12 protein-coding genes are annotated in these 18,331 nt (G+C 47.1%); 2 read left to right on the top strand and 10 right to left on the bottom strand.

Annotated features, from left to right (window positions below; all coding sequences use genetic code 11):
* Positions 1-137: 137 nt before the first annotated feature.
* Positions 138-800 carry a DUF6624 domain-containing protein gene (locus CWM47_RS21110; RefSeq protein WP_100990175.1) on the top strand — a complete coding sequence of 221 codons (663 nt, stop codon included), beginning with the start codon at positions 138-140 and terminating at the stop codon, positions 798-800.
* Positions 801-924: 124 nt separating this feature from the next.
* Here CWM47_RS21110 and CWM47_RS21105 read toward each other — a convergent pair whose 3' ends face one another.
* From CWM47_RS21105 to CWM47_RS21075, 8 genes are all read right to left on the bottom strand, one after another.
* Positions 925-1,635 (bottom strand): alpha/beta hydrolase family protein, encoded by a 711-nt coding sequence (locus tag CWM47_RS21105; protein ID WP_157816020.1) that lies wholly within the window; start codon positions 1,633-1,635, stop codon positions 925-927.
* 277 nt (positions 1,636-1,912) lie between these two features.
* Complete coding sequence (locus tag CWM47_RS21100) at positions 1,913-2,866, bottom strand: DUF6624 domain-containing protein (protein WP_157816019.1); 954 nt, start codon at positions 2,864-2,866, stop codon at positions 1,913-1,915.
* Positions 2,867-2,944: 78 nt separating this feature from the next.
* Complete coding sequence (locus CWM47_RS21095) at positions 2,945-3,871, bottom strand: hypothetical protein (protein ID WP_100990172.1); 927 nt, start codon at positions 3,869-3,871, stop codon at positions 2,945-2,947.
* A 316-nt stretch (positions 3,872-4,187) separates the two neighbouring features.
* On the bottom strand, positions 4,188-6,716 hold the full coding sequence (locus CWM47_RS21090; protein ID WP_157816018.1) for a YfhO family protein: 2,529 nt from the start codon (positions 6,714-6,716) through the stop codon (positions 4,188-4,190).
* 386 nt (positions 6,717-7,102) lie between these two features.
* Positions 7,103-8,077 carry a DUF6624 domain-containing protein gene (locus CWM47_RS21085; protein WP_100990171.1) on the bottom strand — a complete coding sequence of 325 codons (975 nt, stop codon included), beginning with the start codon at positions 8,075-8,077 and terminating at the stop codon, positions 7,103-7,105.
* A gap of 21 nt (positions 8,078-8,098) precedes the next feature.
* Complete coding sequence (locus CWM47_RS21080) at positions 8,099-10,504, bottom strand: ABC transporter permease (protein ID WP_100990170.1); 2,406 nt, start codon at positions 10,502-10,504, stop codon at positions 8,099-8,101.
* A 586-nt stretch (positions 10,505-11,090) separates the two neighbouring features.
* Entirely contained in the window at positions 11,091-11,285 is a 195-nt protein-coding gene (locus CWM47_RS38215; protein WP_157816017.1) for a hypothetical protein, read from the bottom strand.
* A 277-nt stretch (positions 11,286-11,562) separates the two neighbouring features.
* Positions 11,563-13,308: a serine hydrolase domain-containing protein gene (locus CWM47_RS21075; protein ID WP_100990169.1), complete on the bottom strand. Its 1,746-nt coding sequence runs from the start codon at positions 13,306-13,308 to the stop codon at positions 11,563-11,565.
* Between the two features lie 335 nt (positions 13,309-13,643).
* Here CWM47_RS21075 and CWM47_RS21070 point away from each other — a divergent pair, with 335 nt between their 5' ends.
* The gene (locus tag CWM47_RS21070) at positions 13,644-14,336 is read left to right on the top strand and encodes a carboxylesterase family protein (RefSeq protein ID WP_100990168.1); all 693 of its coding nucleotides are present in this window, start codon (positions 13,644-13,646) and stop codon (positions 14,334-14,336) included.
* 238 nt (positions 14,337-14,574) lie between these two features.
* On the opposite strand, the gene CWM47_RS21065 is transcribed toward CWM47_RS21070, so the two are convergent.
* Both CWM47_RS21065 and CWM47_RS21060 read right to left on the bottom strand, forming a co-directional pair.
* Positions 14,575-15,231, bottom strand: coding sequence for a hypothetical protein (locus CWM47_RS21065; protein ID WP_100990167.1), 657 nt, complete (start codon positions 15,229-15,231; stop codon positions 14,575-14,577).
* 346 nt (positions 15,232-15,577) lie between these two features.
* Positions 15,578-18,310: a permease prefix domain 2-containing transporter gene (locus tag CWM47_RS21060; RefSeq protein ID WP_240625381.1), complete on the bottom strand. Its 2,733-nt coding sequence runs from the start codon at positions 18,308-18,310 to the stop codon at positions 15,578-15,580.
* Positions 18,311-18,331: the final 21 nt, after the last annotated feature.

The raw sequence follows: 18,331 nt of genomic DNA, 5'->3' as shown, positions 1-18,331 counted from the left end.
AGGAGTCAGGGTTGTATCGATAAGTTTTTAAATTGATAAGATGCATCCTTTATCAGACTAGATTATTGACTTTTGCAACCGCCACGGCGGCCCGGCGCACCGGCGGCCCCGAGCCACGCCACTTATAAAACAAGAAAATGATGAACCTTTCTAGATTCTTTACGGTCTTAGTACTCAGTTTAGTTACTTCAATAAGTTATAGCCAAACTAGCGCCAAGCTGAAACTAGAACTGGATAGTATCTATCGCATAGACCAGTTGTATCGAGAGATAATGATGAGTCAACCCAAGAAGGATTCATTGGCGAAAGCGGAAAATCTTTCGGCTCAAGGAGTTCAACAATTGATATTTGATAAAATGAATGAGATTGATTCCTCGAATAGTAAACGGGTCAGGCAAATTATTCATCAAGTGGGTTATCCCGGTAAATCATTGGTAGGAGAACCCACGAATGAAGCGGCCTGGTATGTCATTCAGCACTCGAAGAATATCAACCAATTTTTTCCTCTCATTGAAGAGGCCGGCCAGAAAAAAGAGCTACCCTTCAAGTTGGTGGCTATGATGCAGGATCGATTGTTTGTCAATCAGGGGAAAGAACAACTGTATGGTACCCAAGCTAGATGTGATAACCCACCGGCTGGATCAGTAGGCAATCAACAACCTGATTGTTACATCTGGCCCATCAGGGATGCTGCTGGCGTAAACGAACGCCGTAAGCAAGCGGGATTTGGGGACACGGTGGAAGAAAACGCAAAACGCTTAGGTATCACCTACACACGAAGGTCATTATCCAACAAATAGCATTGCAGTCATTATTGTTTTCTGCATGGACAGCGCGGCTGCAGCAAAGAATTGTGTTAATGCCCTCAGAGGCTATTCTAGTTTGATCTTCAACAGTTTACTAAAGTGAGCGTTTGTTGAGAATTCAAATCTTCTCGGCAAACTCCTTAATCCGTCGAACGTAACCATCAGCAAACTCCCTCTCTTTCCACACAGTGGTGCCTTGCAAATGATCGCCCTCATAGGTCAAAAGGCTACGATTCGGTCGTTGTGCAACAACCGCCTGGCTGGTGGAAAGAGGGGTTATTTCATCTTTGGTGCCAGCCAGTAGAAGCAAGGGACACTTCAGCTTACGAGTTGCATTTGGATAAACCTCTACGCCTGAAGGTAAAGTAAACTCCCGATTCGCTACCCGCTTCCAGTAAGAAGTAATGGCTATCGGGTCGCTTACATACCCTTCACCGATCATAAAATCAAAGGGTTCCTTTTGATAAGCCAGGGTCGCTAAAAGCGTACTTAGTGAAAACGATAAAACCCCTACCTGGTTGGTTGGAAATTGTGTTTTAGCCGCTTTTATAGCGGTCTGAAAGTCAGTTACAAATTCATTATAGTAGAAGCGTTCAGGATCTATTTCAAAGGTTGAACTATGGCCAAAGCCTCTATAATCAAATAACACAACATCAAAGCCAGCCTTTAAAAACTCATTAGCGTAGTAGACACAGTTCGCCATGTTACCAGTGGCAGCGTAAGCAATGATTAAGGTCTTTTTTAGCGGTTTAGATGAGGTAGTAGGTAGGAGCCAAGAAAGCAATTGCGCCTTATCAGGCGTTGTTAATCGCTTCTCAACGTATTTCAACCCTAACGAATCAGGCCGTGTCCAGTACTCATGTTCTGGTTTATAGGCCTTAGTAGTTAAAGTTAGAAAGCAGAACAAAAGTACTGGATATAGTCTCATTTGTCAGTCGTATAGATTCATTTATGAGATGGTTCGTAGCATAGCCAAACTAGGAAAATTTAGGGTAACTGCTCGTGCCTTATCTATTTCATCAAACGGCAATTAGAGCCGCTAATCGTTGACGATTTTCGGTTCAAAGAGAAGCGTTATTGAGCGAATAGTTAGGAATGACCAGTGGCTAGTTGCTAGTAGGCTTGTATTCAAACCCAAACTGTTTGGCATATTCTTCCAGCGGGCCTAAGCCCACCTCCGCTCGGCGTTTATTTACATTTTTCTCATCTTCAATCGCATCAAAGGCTTTCTGACCATTTGCCTCCATTTTTACTTGGGTACCGTACAACTGTTTCTGCCCTTTATACACCCGAATGCGATCTATCAACAGCGCCATATTTGTTTTTTGCATTTCACCCTGGTCAGCCGCTCGTTGAAGAATGGGTAAATACTTCTCTTGAATGGCAACAGGAGAGTGCTGGATTATCAGCCAAGCCGTGTTTCCCAATTTAGCCCCGACCAAACTCTTGCCGGGATAGCCGTATTGTTGAATGAGTTGTTCGACCTTGCGCAAATTAATGGAGTCTACTTGGTGAATGCCTTGCCAGAGATGTTGCCATTGTGTAGAGTTCTGGCCATAAACGCGCATGACTGAATCGACTCTAGATCGAGGTTGTTGGTCCGTCACATAAATCGCCTGTAACTGGCTTTTCAAGGACGGATTAATCCCGAGTTGGGCATCTTTCTGGGCAAACACCTCTCGCACCAACTCCTTCATAGATGAAGAACGAACAAGGTTGAATTCCGGAGCAGCCTGATAATCGATCCAAGTCTCCTCAGCAATGCTGTAATCGATGTTGACCGCTTGCTGAATATAGGTCTTGGCCAACTCAGACTGTTTACACTGATACGCACAAAGAGCGGCTCGCATGGTGCTTAGAGCACTTTTCTGAGCAATCATGAATGCTTTTTTGTAGGCATTCAGACAAGGCTGACATTGGCTTTGTTGAAGATAAGTAAGAGCCTTTTCAACCGACTTAACATACGCTGTGTCAGCCGTAGCGTACCGGGCTTGTCCAAAGCCAGTAACACAACAACCAAGACAAAAGGTAGCCGTTATAACCCAGACAAATGTTTTCATTGGTGATTTATTTAATTGAGGTATCATTGGTCCAGACTCGTAATCTAGATTTTTTTGTTGACTGCCCATCCATCTTGGCTAGTTTTGATTCTTAAACAATTGAGTACACCAACTTAATAATTTCTTTTGGTCCACAATGCTCCAGGAGTGAGGGTGCTTTTCGCCAGTCTCGCGCACGCCTTGGTTAGCTGTTACAACCAATTCGGCCCTTGAGTTGCCGTTGATCTGCAACCAATTGGCTAAGGCTGCATTATCAATAGCATTTAAATCATAAAAATCTTTTCGACGTTGCGTAATCCACCAGTTGATATCTGGTTCAATGTATAAGCGTACCGCTGTATGATTGAGCCAATGCGCATTACCCCCTTTAGGGGCGGAGTAGCAAAAAGGGGATATCTGCTGATAGACTTTTTGATTACTTTGGGGAGTGGCTTTTAGTTGGGTCTTTAGGTAGCGAGAAACTAAATGGCCTTCTTCAACGGCATCGGGGCTAAACTTGCGTTCAATCGCATGAATGGACTCGCGATATAACCGCTCATAATCCAGAGGGGCATCGACGCCAAACACCCCAACAGGCCTCACACTTAGAGATGATTGCTGGTAGCAGTACTGAACATATCGAATCGCCCCCGTACCGGCGGCTGACATGCCCCCCACGATGATCTTAGAGGGCGAAATTTGATACTTGGTTATTACCTCAAGCACCATTGAATGGATACGCATCACAATCGTTTTATCGGTCAGATTCCGGAGCGGATCGTTGGTCGGCACAACGGTAAGGGTCATAATACCTTGCTGATAAGCCAGGCTTTTGGCGCTGTCCGATAAAGCGTGATCATTGAGCACTAACAAGCCCCTGATCGAATCTTTAGGTGGTCGAACTACATAGAAGTTTTGAGTGCTATCTTTTGCGTCTTTATAAATGATGGTATACCGCTGGCCGTAGCCTATTTTGGCCAGTATCAGCAAACTTATCAGGCCGATCCATTTACTTTCTTTCACCATCGTGCAAGTTTGATCAAAGCGATGAATTTGCCTTCCAGGGTCTAGTTAATAAATGTTAATAGGGGCTACGATCAGAACGTGTTTCAACGATAGGTTTGGCTTTATGCCAGCAGAATAGTTTTTAGCTTGCTAAAAGGTGCAATTTCACCACCTCACAAAACACCCATTCTAAGGAACAGATTTATGATGATTCTATAGTTTCGCATTGGAGCGAATTGTGAGACAGTAATTTTTTAATATCTGTCCAACCGCACCGGCGGACCGGCCATCCGTCGCATACGGGAAAGCCAAACCACTTGTTTAAAAGCGTTCAAACCTAAGCGGGTAGTTTCTGAGTCGGTAGAATATGACGCTCTCGATTTCCCCGATAAACAACGAAACCAATGAGCGCAATCAATAACAGATTGCAGATTAAGTCGATTGTATCACCAACCTTAGCTAAAGGGGGATCAAACTTGAACTCGATGGTATGTTTCCCTTTTGGCAGACGAATAGCCCGTAAAACATAATTTGCTCGCAAATGGGGAACCGGCTTACCGTCAATACTGGCTTGCCAATCTTCCTGACCCCGGTAATAAATTTCTGAGAAAACGACTAACCCATCTTGAGCAGCATTAGCCTGATAGACCAGGCGATCAGGCCGGTAATCAGTAAGCTCAATGGTGTTACCAGCATGATTCATTTGAGCCGGTAAACCCGTAAGTTGAGTTGAGAATTGCTTGTCTATGACAACTGTATCGCTCGTTGATAACTGTTTCATAACTGCCATCTCTTCATCAGCACTATTGACAAACTGCATGGTTTCAACAAACCAAGCTGCGCCTAGGGCTTGCGGATTAGGTAGGGCAATCGGACTAATCGGTTGAGTTGGATTGTTGGGGTCAGGCTGACCCGGTTGAATGACATATTTGACGTTCAACATATTTAAAATGTTAAGGCCATTCGCCTGAAACGCATACGTAACTAATTCGTTGTATCGTCGTAGCCGGGTGGTGTTATAACCGCCAATCGAACGATGGAAATAGGAGGCCCGATTGCTTTCCATAAAATACTCAGTCTGATCGAATACACGATATCCTAATGAATGATCCTGCAAAATCTGTTGATCAGCCGTTGTCGGTTCAAAGACCTTGGAAAGCTGTGATTTAGGAACAAAATCTGCATTATTTAAAAAGCGTTTGTCGATACTTGCCAGGTCAGCAACCGCCACTAGGAAAAGCAGGGCATAAAACACACCAGATTTCAATTTGTTGGTTACGAGTGCCCAGATTAGGGCGGCTGTCAACAGACTGATGAGTGCTGCACGAAGTGCATCACTTCGGAGCATACTTTGCCGGTCATGGACAAGAGGCAAGAGGAAATCCTTAGCCGTATCGCCAAACGAAGGCGTTAAATGAGCTAAATCCTTGGGTGACTGAAAGTCAAAAAAAACACTTCCTACTAGAGCTACCACTAAGGATAAACCTGCCGTTAAGCTTAAACTAATCAGCAGTGGTTGCCTAAGTTGGGCCAGCGTTAATTTTTGATTGATTATTGTTTGCAGCCCTAAAGCGGCCCCTATTCCGAAAAATAATTGAGCTAGTCCCAAGGCCATTGTCATGGCTCGAAACTTATTTAAATAGGGTAAATAGTCAAACAAGAGATAATTTATAGAGGCAAAGTTTTTGCCCCAAGCGATGATCAGTAGCAAGCTGATCGCACTCACTAACCACCAGCGAATTGGGCCACGAAGCACAAACAAGCTTACTATGAATAGAAACAATATAGCTGCACCAGCGTAAGCAGGCCCACCGACAATAGGCGTTTCTCCCCAATAAGTAGGGATACCTAATTCGACAAACTGTTTCGCCGAGCCTGGATCTAACCCTTGGCTGATCATGGCTCGATAAACTTCAGAATTCGTGCTCAATCCTCCGGCAGAAGAGCCGCCATAAAGTCCTGGTATTAATAGGGTTAACGTTTCAGCTATGCCGTAACTATAGGTAAATGCATACTCTTTACTGAGGCCACCTGTTGATTCATTCTCGCTTGATTTACCCTCGGGATTCGTGATTTGAGCTGTTAATTCAGACCGACCACGAATCGTTTCTTTTGTGTACTGATTTAGCACAAGTAGTCGCTTACTAAAACTGCCCAACCCTAACGTACCGGCCACCGTCAACGTGAGCAACCCTACTAGCAACTGCTTCGATTTGCCCGCTCGAACCAGAGCGATGCCTTCAAAGAGTAGGTATAGGGCGATGGTCATAAATAGGTAATAGGTAATCTGGATATGGTTGGCCCCAAGCTCTAGGCTCAAAAACAGGCCCGTTAAGGCGGCTCCAATCCAGTAACGCCCCCGCAAAGCGAGAATGACGCCAGCCAGCAGACCTGCCCCAAAGCCCATCGCATACAATTTAGAAATATGTCCGGCTTCCAGACTAACGATCCCATAAGTGCCCAATCCATAAGCGGCCGCTCCTAAAGCCGCTACCCAGGCGTTACAGCCTAGTACAACTAACAAAATGTAAGCGCCTAGCATGATGGCAAAGAGTACCGCTACAATACTCGATACCAAGCTAAACAGGCTCATAACGGCTTTATAAAGCAAGATATAGGGATAATTAAAATCAATCATGTAGCTTGGCATACCACTAAAAGCTGCCTCAGTCCAGGGTGGCTTTTGGCCTGTCTGTTGAGCAATCTCCCGCACTTCGCGCGCTAAGGCGGTGGATTGTTGTACATCCGTCATGGAAATTGTTTTGCCAGCTGTTACAGGCCACAGATAGAGAAACGATAGGAGTAGTAACCCAATTAGGGCGATCAAATGCGGACGTAGCTGCTGAAAGCGGGTTGATTGGCTCATATAGGGTATTATAACATGCCTGATAGCTAGTCCACATTTAACGAAGTGTGTGGCCACTCCTACCTACCATAACGCGACTGATCAAAAATTTATAGTCGAGAGTAGAATAGCGAATCAAACTAAATCTACTGTTGTCATACTGGGATATGAAACTGGGTTAATTAATCATAACTCATCTGTAATGGCGAGCCGTCACTAAGGGCGCGGATTTAATCACACCTTTTACGCGGTCCCCCACAACAGTGACTCGTGTTAGGACCTGCAGCTGAATCGGCTTATTTAAAATTCAGAAGTTTGTGTCTCGCTGAACGCCCCATTTAAGAAGCAGATATATGAACGCTCCTTCGTCTCATTTGGGAGCCTTTTTTGAGAACATTACTATTTAGCTAGTTACCAGGTAGCTTGTATTCAAAGCCATAGTATTTCGCGTAAGTTGCTAAGGGAGGTAGACCCACTTCAGCACGCCGTTTATCCACATTTACTTCGTCTTCAATCGCCCAAAAGCCTGCCGGTTTGCCATTATAACCATTCTTTACTTGGGAGCCGTATAACTGCTTTTGACCTTTATTGACTCGAATACGATCCACCGTCAATGCGACACTTGCTTTGGCGAGTTGCCCCTGAGCCGCCGCTTCCTGCAAGAGGGGTAAATATTTTTCTTGAACCATTAGGGAAGCATGTTGAATCACTAACCAAGCAGTCTCATTCTGTTTTTCCCCTACCAGTCGTTTACCGGGATAGCCATACTGCGCAATGATGCGCTCCACCTTGGGCAGATTCACTGAGTCAGCACGTCGCATTTGCGCCCAGACCGGTTGAGCTTGCGGAGAGTTAGCGCCATACTGTCTCATAATGGTATCCATCCGTAATCGCGGCAGTTGGTCTTCGGTAAAAATCCGTTTTAGCTCCCGTTCAAGCGCTGGATTCCGTCCCTCGGCTATCTTTTGTTCATCAAGGTACTGCTGAAAAGCGGTCGTTAGTGAGCTATTCCGTAGACTATTCAGTTCAGGGGCCTCTTGGGGTTTCTCCCATACATCCTCACTAATCCAGAAATCAAGCGAGGCTGCTTGCTGTAAATACGTCTGAGCTTGCTTTGTTCGGCCACACTGGTACGCACAAGCCGCCGCTCGCAGAGTACTGAGCGCGCTCTTTTGGGAGATAGTGAAGGCGCGTTGATACGCCCTTAAGCAGGAGCGACAATCCCCCTGCTTGAGAAAGCTAAAGGCTTGCTCCACCGCTCGCACATACGCGGTATCGGGTGTGGCGTACTGGGTTTGTCCAAATAAGGGCGTATACCAGCCCATACATACGGTAGTCGTCACGACCCAGACCATTGATTTCATCACTCGCTTATAGAGCATATATCTAGTTGATGAATGAGACTATTCACTTTTCAATGACTCCACCGGATTAACCAGGGCCGCTTTGATCGATTGGAAGCTAATCAGCAAGGCGGTGAACAGCGCGACGACCAACCCCACGCCTACGAAAGGCAGCCAACTAATCTGAATGTGATAGGTATAGTATGCTAGCCATTTTGACACCAGCCAGTATACTAGTGGCCACGCTACTACGTTTGCCAGCAGCAGCCCCCAGGCATATTCCGCCACAAATAAGCCCACGATGCCAATGACCGATGCGCCTAGCACCTTCCGGATACCGATCTCTTTCGCCCGCCGGATCACGCTGAGCGAGACTAATCCGACCAAGCCAAGCAGCACCAACAGCAAGGCTAGAACCGTTGTTAAGTAAGCGGCCTTCTTTAACCGCAATTCTGTTTGATAGAGCTTTTCCAGCGTCTGATCCATAAACTGGTACTCGAAAGGCGCATTGGGAAACAGCACCGACCATTGCTGCTGAATGGCTTCTAAACTGGCAGGGATAGAGCCAGGATGAAGTTTGAAGGAGAGGTAGCGATAGATGGGAACGCCCTTGACCGAAAAAAACAGCATGGGTTGGATGGCCTGCTGCATGGAATTGAAATGAAAATCCCGGCTCACCCCCACCACTGTAAACAGCCGGGGGTCACTCCGCATCCGGAGTTGTTTTCCGATAGCGTACCCTGGTTTTTTATACCCCATCGCCTGAACCGCTTTTTCGTTCAGCACGATACTCAGGGAGTCTAGATCACCACCCCCAAAAAACCGACCCGCTACCAGCGGAATCTGGTAGGTTTGCCAGTAGTTCTCGTCCGATACTAAAGCTTGCATTGATACAGATTCGGTTGAATCGGTGCCATTTTGATAGACCATCGGCTGACCACCGTTGTTGCCGTTAGGAATTTCGTGGGAAAGGCTGACACTGGCGACTGCGGGTAGCTTCGCTAAGATGCGTCGGCTCGTCTCTAGCTTGCGCACCCCCGCCGGTGACCAGTCACGAGGAACTTGGGAGGAAACCACATAGGCCTGGTTGTAGCCCAATGCCTGGCTGCACATGTATCGCACTTGTTGAGTCACTAAAATGGCCCCAATCAGGGCCATGATCGCGACTAGAAACTGAAAACTAACCAGCCCCTGACGCAGCGATAGCTTGCCCACAAGCAGGGGTTGTTTACGCTGTAGTGCATCCACGACGGGCCGGGAGGAAAGCATAAAAGCAGGATAAATGCCAGCTAGCAGACTGATCCCGCCCGCCACCGCCAGCGGAATAGACAGAGCCAGGGGCGGTAATGTGGTCAGGGGCATAAGAGTCTTGCCAACGAGTTGCTCAAAAAATGGCTTGACCAGTGGGTAAAGGCACAAGGCCAACCCAGTGGCCAGGATGGCGAGCAGAACCGATTCGGTTAATAACTGAGTAATGAGCTGTTTTTGGCGACTGCCTAGGGCTTTGCGTACGCCAATCTCCCTCAGGCGGCTGGCGGACTGACTCATGGCCAGATTAATGCAGTTGACAATGGCCATCAGCAAAACGAAAAGCCCGGCTAAGGTGAGTGTTATCAACATCCGATTAACCAGACCATTATCTTTTTGCCGATAAAAGGTCGTCAAGGCGAGGGGTTCAACCCGCAGGTTCGCTCGGACCAGCGCACTCGCGTTCTGATCGATTAAGTGCTGGATCGGCTTGGCTAACTGGCTCGGTGAAACACCTGGCTGTAGCTCAACATAGGACGGCAGTACACCATTTTGCCACGACTCGAAATCCGTTCGGTTGAAGTAGGTGTAGGTATTAGTGGGAATAAAAAAGGTGTTCTTGATGGTGGCGTTAATCTGGGTGATCGAATTTTCAGGGATGTTTTTCAGCACCGCCGTGATGGTAAAGGGATGAGAAGCCCCCGAAAAATTCTGAATCGTTAGGGTCTGACCCACCACATCCGTCCGCCCGAAATAGGTAAGTGCCTTGTCCTCGGTGATGGCGAGTGAAAAAGGTTGTTGCAGGGCGGTTTGGGCATCGCCCTGCAATAGGTTAAGGCCATACATGGACAGGAACGTTGGGTCGCCCAGTTGAATACTCTCTCTGAATTGTTTATCGGCTTTGGTGACAATGGATGTCAGGCCATCCCAGCGGTAATAATTGGCAACCAGCGTAGGATACTCTTCTCGCAGACGTTTCGCTAGAGGAGCCAGCGTGGTAATGTCTAAGCCCATATTGGGGTCTTTCCAATGGCTGAGTAAGATGTATTGCCGGTCGGCTTGGTGCAAGGTTTGATTGACCTGAAATTCGCTCCAGACAAACTGGCCGATTAGAAAGACAAGCGTTATGGCCGTGGCGAGGCCCATGAGATTGAGTAGTGAATAAAACGCGTGTTTGCGGAGCTGCCGGAAGGCAATACGAATGTAATTGTGGATCATGGAGTGAGCCTAGAGCAAAATCCCATCTGTTGATTTAGCCATCTAAAATACGGAGTGTATTAGTAGCCAGGCTGTTAAACTTTGTTAATCTGTTTAGGATCCGAAAGGCTAGCGGGTCGCTGAATGGATTACGGGTAAGCTGAAACTTATCTCTTTTCACTGTAATTAGGAACGGATTTTTCCTACTGCCTTGTGAGGATTGTTGGCAATAACTGGACAGACCTATCCTGTTGTCAGAAAGCGTCTCGCTGAACGCCCTTTTCAGAAGCAGACCCATGAAAGCCCTTTCGTCTCACGCGGGAGCGTTAAATGAGATTTCAAAACCTATCAACTCCACTTAGTAACATACGTTATCTTTAAGTACCGCTCCGGTGGCACGGAACAGTAACTTTTTTTAGATTTCCCCAAAAGAGTTTAATAATAAATCAGACCCCACTAAAAACCCGGCTCTACTTGCTTTAAAACAAATAGAGCCGGGTTAAATGGAAGGCGAGGGCGGCCGTGATGCGACCCCGCGTATTGATTACAAAGCCAGCCAGAGTCAGCCGATTATGCAGCTCATCTTATAAAGGCGGAAGGGTCATACTTAGTAGCTTACTTTTCTATTACTCTTCCTGAGTGAAGCCTGAATAATAGCCCACGCTTTAATCTTTAGCTGCTGGTGTAGTTCTTTATCTCTGGGTACAAACGTGGTGCTGCGCACATTGCCAGGGTCAGACTTTGTTGCCCAGTAGTTGTTGTCCGAGGTATCAGGGATAGAGATATATGTAGGTTGATTCATAGTCAAAGGTAGCTTATTATCAATGACTAACCTATTCGGGTACTAGTTGAGGTCAATCAAGCAGGCCCTGGCAAAGGATAAACGATGGGTTTAATTTGCATTTCCTGCACTGGCTACACCGATCCACAAAATAGGGTACGTTAGTCATTTCGTATACAATTCGTCACTTGCCTTTGAAGAGTCCGTATAACAGTAATGGAGCATTTTATGAGATCGGGCAACAAGTCATGAAGACATCATTTATGAAGAAACCGTAACCAGAACGCAGCATAGAACGCTAGCGGCTGTAGCGCACATTCCTGAAATCGACAGCACTGATTAAAAATTCACTGATCAGTCCCGTTTTGTCCCGCTTAAAATAGAAAATCGCTCGATTCTCCGGAGCGTAAAACGTGTCTTCTCCAATCGGGATTGTATTAATTGTAATTAGTCCCCGCTTGATGGTCAGGCCATGCCGCTTAACCTTGACTTTGAGTTGGCCGTCAAGCTCTTGACACCTAAAAATACCAGTAAACTGGGTTAACTTAGGGGTTGATGAGGGGGCTGTCAAGCGTCTGTCATAATGAAGCGTATCGGTTTTGAACCGCTCAGACAAGCGCGCCTGGCCACCTTCTTTGTGATCAGTAAACCATGCTTCTACATATACATTGGGCTCTTCTACCTTGAATCGATAATGCTGTCGACCAATCGGCAGGAGTTCAAACACATGCTTGTTAGGCTGAGGCTGAAACGAAAGGTAGGGTTTGCCGTTTCGGATAAATACCTCTCGAAAGCTATACCTATTTTTAGCACCATTACCCATATACTGGCCGGTAAACGGCTTAAAGTAAAGCGAATCAAAAGGCAGGCTGGCTTGAAGGGGCTCTGGGACGAGTGTCGGTAAGGGAGCCGAGACGTTCAACAAGACATCGGCTAGGGCAAAAACTTTCTGTTGGGTATTCTGATAATCCGACTGGTTGGACAAGTAGATCAGATCGAGATCATACGCCGGAAAACGCATCATCAGGGAGGTGTAGCGGTAGTCGTCACCCCCATGACCAATGGAGCGGGTGGTTTTATAGGGTGTCACATTCAGACCGAATGCATAATGAATCGTATCTCCGCTACTCAGTATGTAGGGGGTCTGTAGGGTCTTCACGAACGATTGCTTGCCCAGACCAAGCCGATTGGTAGTGAAGTTCTGATCCCATCGAATCAGGTCATCCACTGACGTAATCAGGTTATTATCGCCGACTACGCCTTGATCGTTGCGGATGGATAGCGGCTTAAACCTCTGCTTCTTGGCGTCGATCAATTGGTAGGGAATCGCCCGACCCGATCTTGAGACGGCCAGCGGATCATTGAAATAAGTATGCGTCATTCCCAGAGGCTTGAAAATGAATTGATCGGCAAATTCGGCTAGGCTAAGCCCACTGACTTTGCGAACGATTTCACCCAGTAAAATATAGTTGATGTTGGTATAGGCGAACTCATGGCCTGGCTCGAAATTAAGCTCTTGTTGCTTAGCCATTAACTGGACTAAATGCGCTGTGGTCTTATACTGCTTTCTTACTTGCCCTTTCAGATTGACTTTCCCGGATAAAGCCGCTAATACATAAGCTTCCCGCAATCCGCTGGTGTGGCTGATCAGGTGTCGGATCGTAATCGTTTTCTTGATTTGAAATTGCGGGAAATAGGTTCGGATGTCATCCTCAAAAGATAGCTTGCCCTGCTCTTCGAGGAGGGCAATACAAGTGGCCGTGAATTGTTTGGCGGTGGAAGCAATGTTAAATAGACTAGCCGTTGTGAGGGGTATTTTGTTGGCTATATTGGCCATGCCATATCCTTTTTTGAGCAGAACGTCTCCTTTGTAGAGCACCGCGATCACGCCACCAGGCGTATTTGAAACGTTCGCATTGGCGAATAATGAATCTGTTTTGCGCTCTAAAACGGTAGACGGTAAGGGAGAGAAAGGGGATTGGGCAACCCCTATCGTTGCGGTTAAATAGCCGAAGCCAAGCAGAAAATGGCTAGTTTTCATCATACACCGTGCGAACCCGTAAGACTTTTTACTTCGTTTAGGGAACGGGTTATTCAAGCATATAGTATTACTGGCTGATACTGAGATAGAGATGACTTTAGTTGACGATTTTCAAGGCTAATTCTTGCTAGTTCACAGTCTCTTCAACCGCCCAAATCTCTAAGCAGACGTATACAAACCCAGTCGTCTCATGTAGGAGCCTTTAGTGAGATGTGGTAATACACCCGCTATTTATTACCGCTCACAAGCCCAAGCTACTGATGCGTTCGCATTTTTACAATTTCTAAGCGCTGGCAATAGTTAGCTTTGCCACATAATCGCTACTGAGTGCTCTATTCATGAATCGGTATTTTCTTTGTCTATTTTTCCTTATCTCTTCTCTGTTCGCTAACGCCCAAACCAAACCGGCGGATAAAGCGAAAGTAAAATACGAGTATTCACTTTATCTACCGAAAGATTATCAAGTCAATAAACGCAGTTACCCCTTAGTCATTTACTTACACGGCGGTTCGCAGCGAGGAAACGACCTTAATAAACTCAACGAGTACGGGCCACCCCAGCTCGTTCAACAAGGAAAAGACTTTCCCTTTATTATCGCTTCGCCTCAATGCCCAGATGGAAAATACTGGTCTACCGACAACTGGCTCGATCCGCTTTATTCGGACCTGCTGGCTAACTACCGAATTGATCCCAAACGGGTTTACCTAACGGGGATTAGTATGGGAGGTAATGGTACTTGGCAGACAGCGGTGGCTTATCCTGATAAGTTTGCTGCTATTGTACCGCTATGTGGTGGGTGCGATGACTCCACCCAAATCTGCCGCATCAAGCACTTGCCGGTGTGGACGTTTCATGGTATGGTAGATGATAAGGTACCTTTTGGCCTTACTGACCGATTAGTTAAACGCTTGCGTTCGTGCCAGGGAAGGGATCAGGTCAGATTTACCCAATTAGTCAAAGAGGGCCATGAAATTCAATACCTCTATCAGCGAAAGAAGATCTACCGATGGCTATTGAAACAGCACCAATAAGGAATTGAGAGCTGACAACATTCGAAGACAAAATCTGAAAGTTCGATAAGCGTCTCTTTCACCGCCCTGGTTAAGAAGTAGATACAAGCAAGTTTTTTCGTCTCAGATGGGAGCCTTTTGTGAGACATCCATTTTTTACACCTAACCAACACCATCCGTTTTATAGGATTCGACGTTCACTTGGATACGCTAAGCCGGCCGCTTCTGACTACTTTCAAAGGGTTGAGTCCACCATTTCTCAAAGACCCGTGAACATTGGCTTACAGTTGATAAAATTGGTAATCAGACCAGATGGGTTCTGCTCGTCAAATTCGTCAAATCCAATCACAAAGGATGGCTCAGCCATAAAAAATTGGATTGAGTTGGTAACTTGCTCAACGTAATCGGTAGCGTGCCCTTGTTGGCCCACTCTCTGGGCAATCTCGGTGTCCCATCGGGGTACTCTGTCTTGTGAATCGACTAAGAAGGGAATCACAAAAGGCGAATACGTCTCGAAGAGGGGATTTTCTTCATAGGTTAAGCGGGTATCTGGCCAAACGTTGACTTCTTTGAAGAGGGGGGATAGATCTAGTGTGCAGATCGCCTTTTGGGTTCGGATCGAGTCAAACACCTCCGCTTTGTTGTCATTAGTGTACACCATCACATAGGCGGCATTCCATACTGTTGTCCCCTTAGGATTTACAATAAAATAAGGATGAAACGAATTGCTGATGGCAATGCCCCCGCTATCCCCGATCACCAGACGGTAGAGTTCACCAAAAAGTTGCTTGTCAGGGGCCACCTGGTTAGGTTGCTGGGTGAAGCCATACAAGTAGTAAGCTCTAAAGCTGGATAAAGCGATTATGGAGTGGTTCCCCTTAAGGGATTTTGTTTTAAAGAAGTCAAATAAGCCCATAGCGTTGCTATCTACTGTCTATCTGAGTATAGGGAGTGGTTGATTGTAAGCTAGGTAGCCAAAAATGTGCAACCTAGTATTAAGCTGTTGGCCTGACTTTGTTAGGTCGCTGAGACTGCGTTGTCAATCGAAAGCAGACAGGTGGTAGAGGTAGGGGACTGATTGCATTGGACAGCTGTTAGAAGTAAGCATTTTATGGCCATGTCCCAATGATGAAGCGGACGCATGATCGTACTTATCGTCTCACCTAGGAGTGTTTTTTGAGAATAAATACCTTGTGGTTACAAATTCATTTTGTGTTTAATGAAGGTGTCAGGTCAACTCATTCTTTTTATGGATTATCGCGTTAGTCACTCCTTAAAGAGTTGACCGGATTCATCAGGGCAGTACCAATCGTTTTACCCCCAATCGATACCAATACCAGCAACAGCACTAACCCGGCTGGCGTAGCGAAAAGCCACCAGCTTAAGTCGATCCGGACCGCGTAATGGCTCAGCCAGTTATTGACCACCACGTAGGTAATGGGTAGACCGATGAGGATCGATATTAGTACCGTTCCGACAAAATCCCTGGCCAGTAAAACCAGTAGGTTTGTGGTGCTGGCTCCGATCACCTTACGAATGCCAATTTCCTTCGTTCGTTTCGACACGGTGAACGTTGCCAGGCCGAACAGACCCAGGCACGAAATCAGGATAGCGAATAGTGTTAAGGCCCCGAAAACCTGCTGAAAACGGTCATCAGCTTTATATTGCTTGTCATACTCACTGTCCATGAAGAAATAGCTGAAGGGCGAATGGGGGAAACGGGCTTCATAAATCTGCTTTAACGTAGCGAGTTGCTGCTCAGCGGTGCCTCCCGTAAACTTTACACTGGCGAACGAATTGAACGAAGGCGAGTACATATGGATGATCGAGATATAGGCCGCCTTGGGCGATTCGTAATGGTAGTTTTTGACAACGCCTCGAATCGTGGCCTGATGTCCCCAGAAGTTTACCCGTCTGCCGATTGCCTCCCCAGCCCTGGGAATTCCCCACAGCCGCAGGGTTTCCTCGTTCACAATGAGCTGTCGATTGGTCGTATCCGAAAAACCCGGCCGCGTCGTCGCATCGAAGTTTTTGCCGGCCAGGAGCCGAATTCCCATCAAGTCGATGAACGAGGTGTCGATCGTGGTCAGGTAATAATTGTAATACGTTTTCTTGACGGCATCGGATAAATTGATGCCCGTTGTGGTTGCCAGTTGAGTGGACCCCAGGCCTGGTACCGTACCGGAAAAAGAGACCGCCTTCACCCGGGCCTGCTGGAGCAGCAGTTGCCGAAACGCACCGTAATCCGGCCGGGCGTTGGCACCCACCGGAGCTTTCACCACCAGCGTATGATCGATGGTTACCCCTAAGTTCTGGTTCCGTAGAAAGCCCACCTGCTGGTAAACAGCAAACAGTTGCACCAGTAAAATCAGCGTAATCGTAAATTGAAAAACCACCAATGACTTCCGTAACCAGCTCCCTTTGATCGAACGGGAGAAATTGCCTTTCAGCACCGTAACCGGATCGAATGCCGACAGCACGAAGGCGGGATAAAACCCCGATAGGCCAATGCTTATGAACAGAAATACGCCGACGCTCTCCCAAAAAAATACGTCTCCCAAAACGGTAAAGCCTTCGGGTAAGCCCGCCATCTGGACAAATACCGATCGAAGACCCGCTACCAACCCCACGGCCAGTACCCCGGCCAGGCTATTGAGCAATACGGTTTCGGTGACTATCTGCGTTCTGATCTGGCCCTGGGTGGAACCGACCACTTTTCTCACCCCAATTTCCCGCGCCCGATCGAGGGATTTGGCGGTGGTTAGATTGACGTAGTTGACCAAAGCACTGACCAATACCAGAAACGCAACCCCCAGCAAAAAATAGACCGACTGCGCTTCCCCGTTGGGTTCAGTCTCAAAGGTTTTATGGGAATACAGGTGGATGTCACCGATTTTCTGGCCAATCACACGCTCATTATTCAGTTTTTTTTCCCGGAGTAATCGATCGGTGAAGGCCGCTAATGATTTGGCAAACCCGTCATCGCTGACATGGTCGGCCAGTTGCACATAGGTGTATGTATTGTTGGTGTTCCAATTGTCTTCTTGTTCGCCAAAGTCCGACAGCATCGTTGGGTAAGAGAGAAGCATGTTAATCTTCAAGTGCGTGTTGACGGGGCTATCCGGTATTACCCCAACGATTTCCAGCAGAACACGGCCTTGCCGCTGCGGAATTTTCAGGGTTTTGCCCACCACATCAAGCGTCTTAAAATAGGTCAGCGCCATCGCTTTGGTTAGAATAGCCTGCCGTGGTCGGGTAAACAGACCGTTTCGGCTTCCCCGGAGCAAGGGATAGTTAAACATGGAGAAAAAAGAGGAATCAACGGCGTAGACGTTATCGACCAGATAATACTGGTCGCTAATCTGAATCGTGGCGGTGGGTTTACGAATGGGGTAGACACGGGTAAAGTTGGCTATTTCATTCATTTCCTGGCTGGCTTTGGCCGCCAGTGGTGGATAGACTTCGGCATCCTGGGCGTCGACCGTACCACCATTCATATAATCGGTGGTAAGCCGCACCAGTCGATTGGCCAGCGGGTAGGCGTTTTCGTAGCTCAACTCGAAGCGCACGTACTGGATAATCAGTAGTGCCATGGCCAAACCCGTGGCCAGTCCAAACAGATTGATCAAGGAATAGCTCTTTTGATGAAGCAGATTTCGGAAAGCGATTTTGAGATAATTGTGTAGCATATCCGTGAGTGCAGGGTTGGGATTGTAATCGATTGACAGGCGTTTGGCCTTTCTTGGCCCGGCTTGGGGTGGGCCAGCCTGGGTTGACCCGGCGGCTTGTCGTTTGGCAAAGAAGGGGGTTAGGCAGTGCAGTACGGCCCATACGTAGTTGCGTTGGGCTCGGTCAATGCCCAACTGGACCACCTGCTTGTGAAAGGTTTCATGTAAGTCCCCCTGCACATAGTCTAGTAAATGGGGAGCTACAAACCACTCCAATAACCGTTCCGCCCAACGGGGCGGTGCGGGTCGATCAGGTTGAGAGAACATTCGCTTGGGGATCATACCTAT

The organism is Spirosoma pollinicola, from assembly GCF_002831565.1.
GTDB classification, from domain to species: Bacteria; Bacteroidota; Bacteroidia; order Cytophagales; family Spirosomataceae; genus Spirosoma; species Spirosoma pollinicola.
This window is presented reverse-complemented; position numbering and strand designations above follow the sequence as displayed.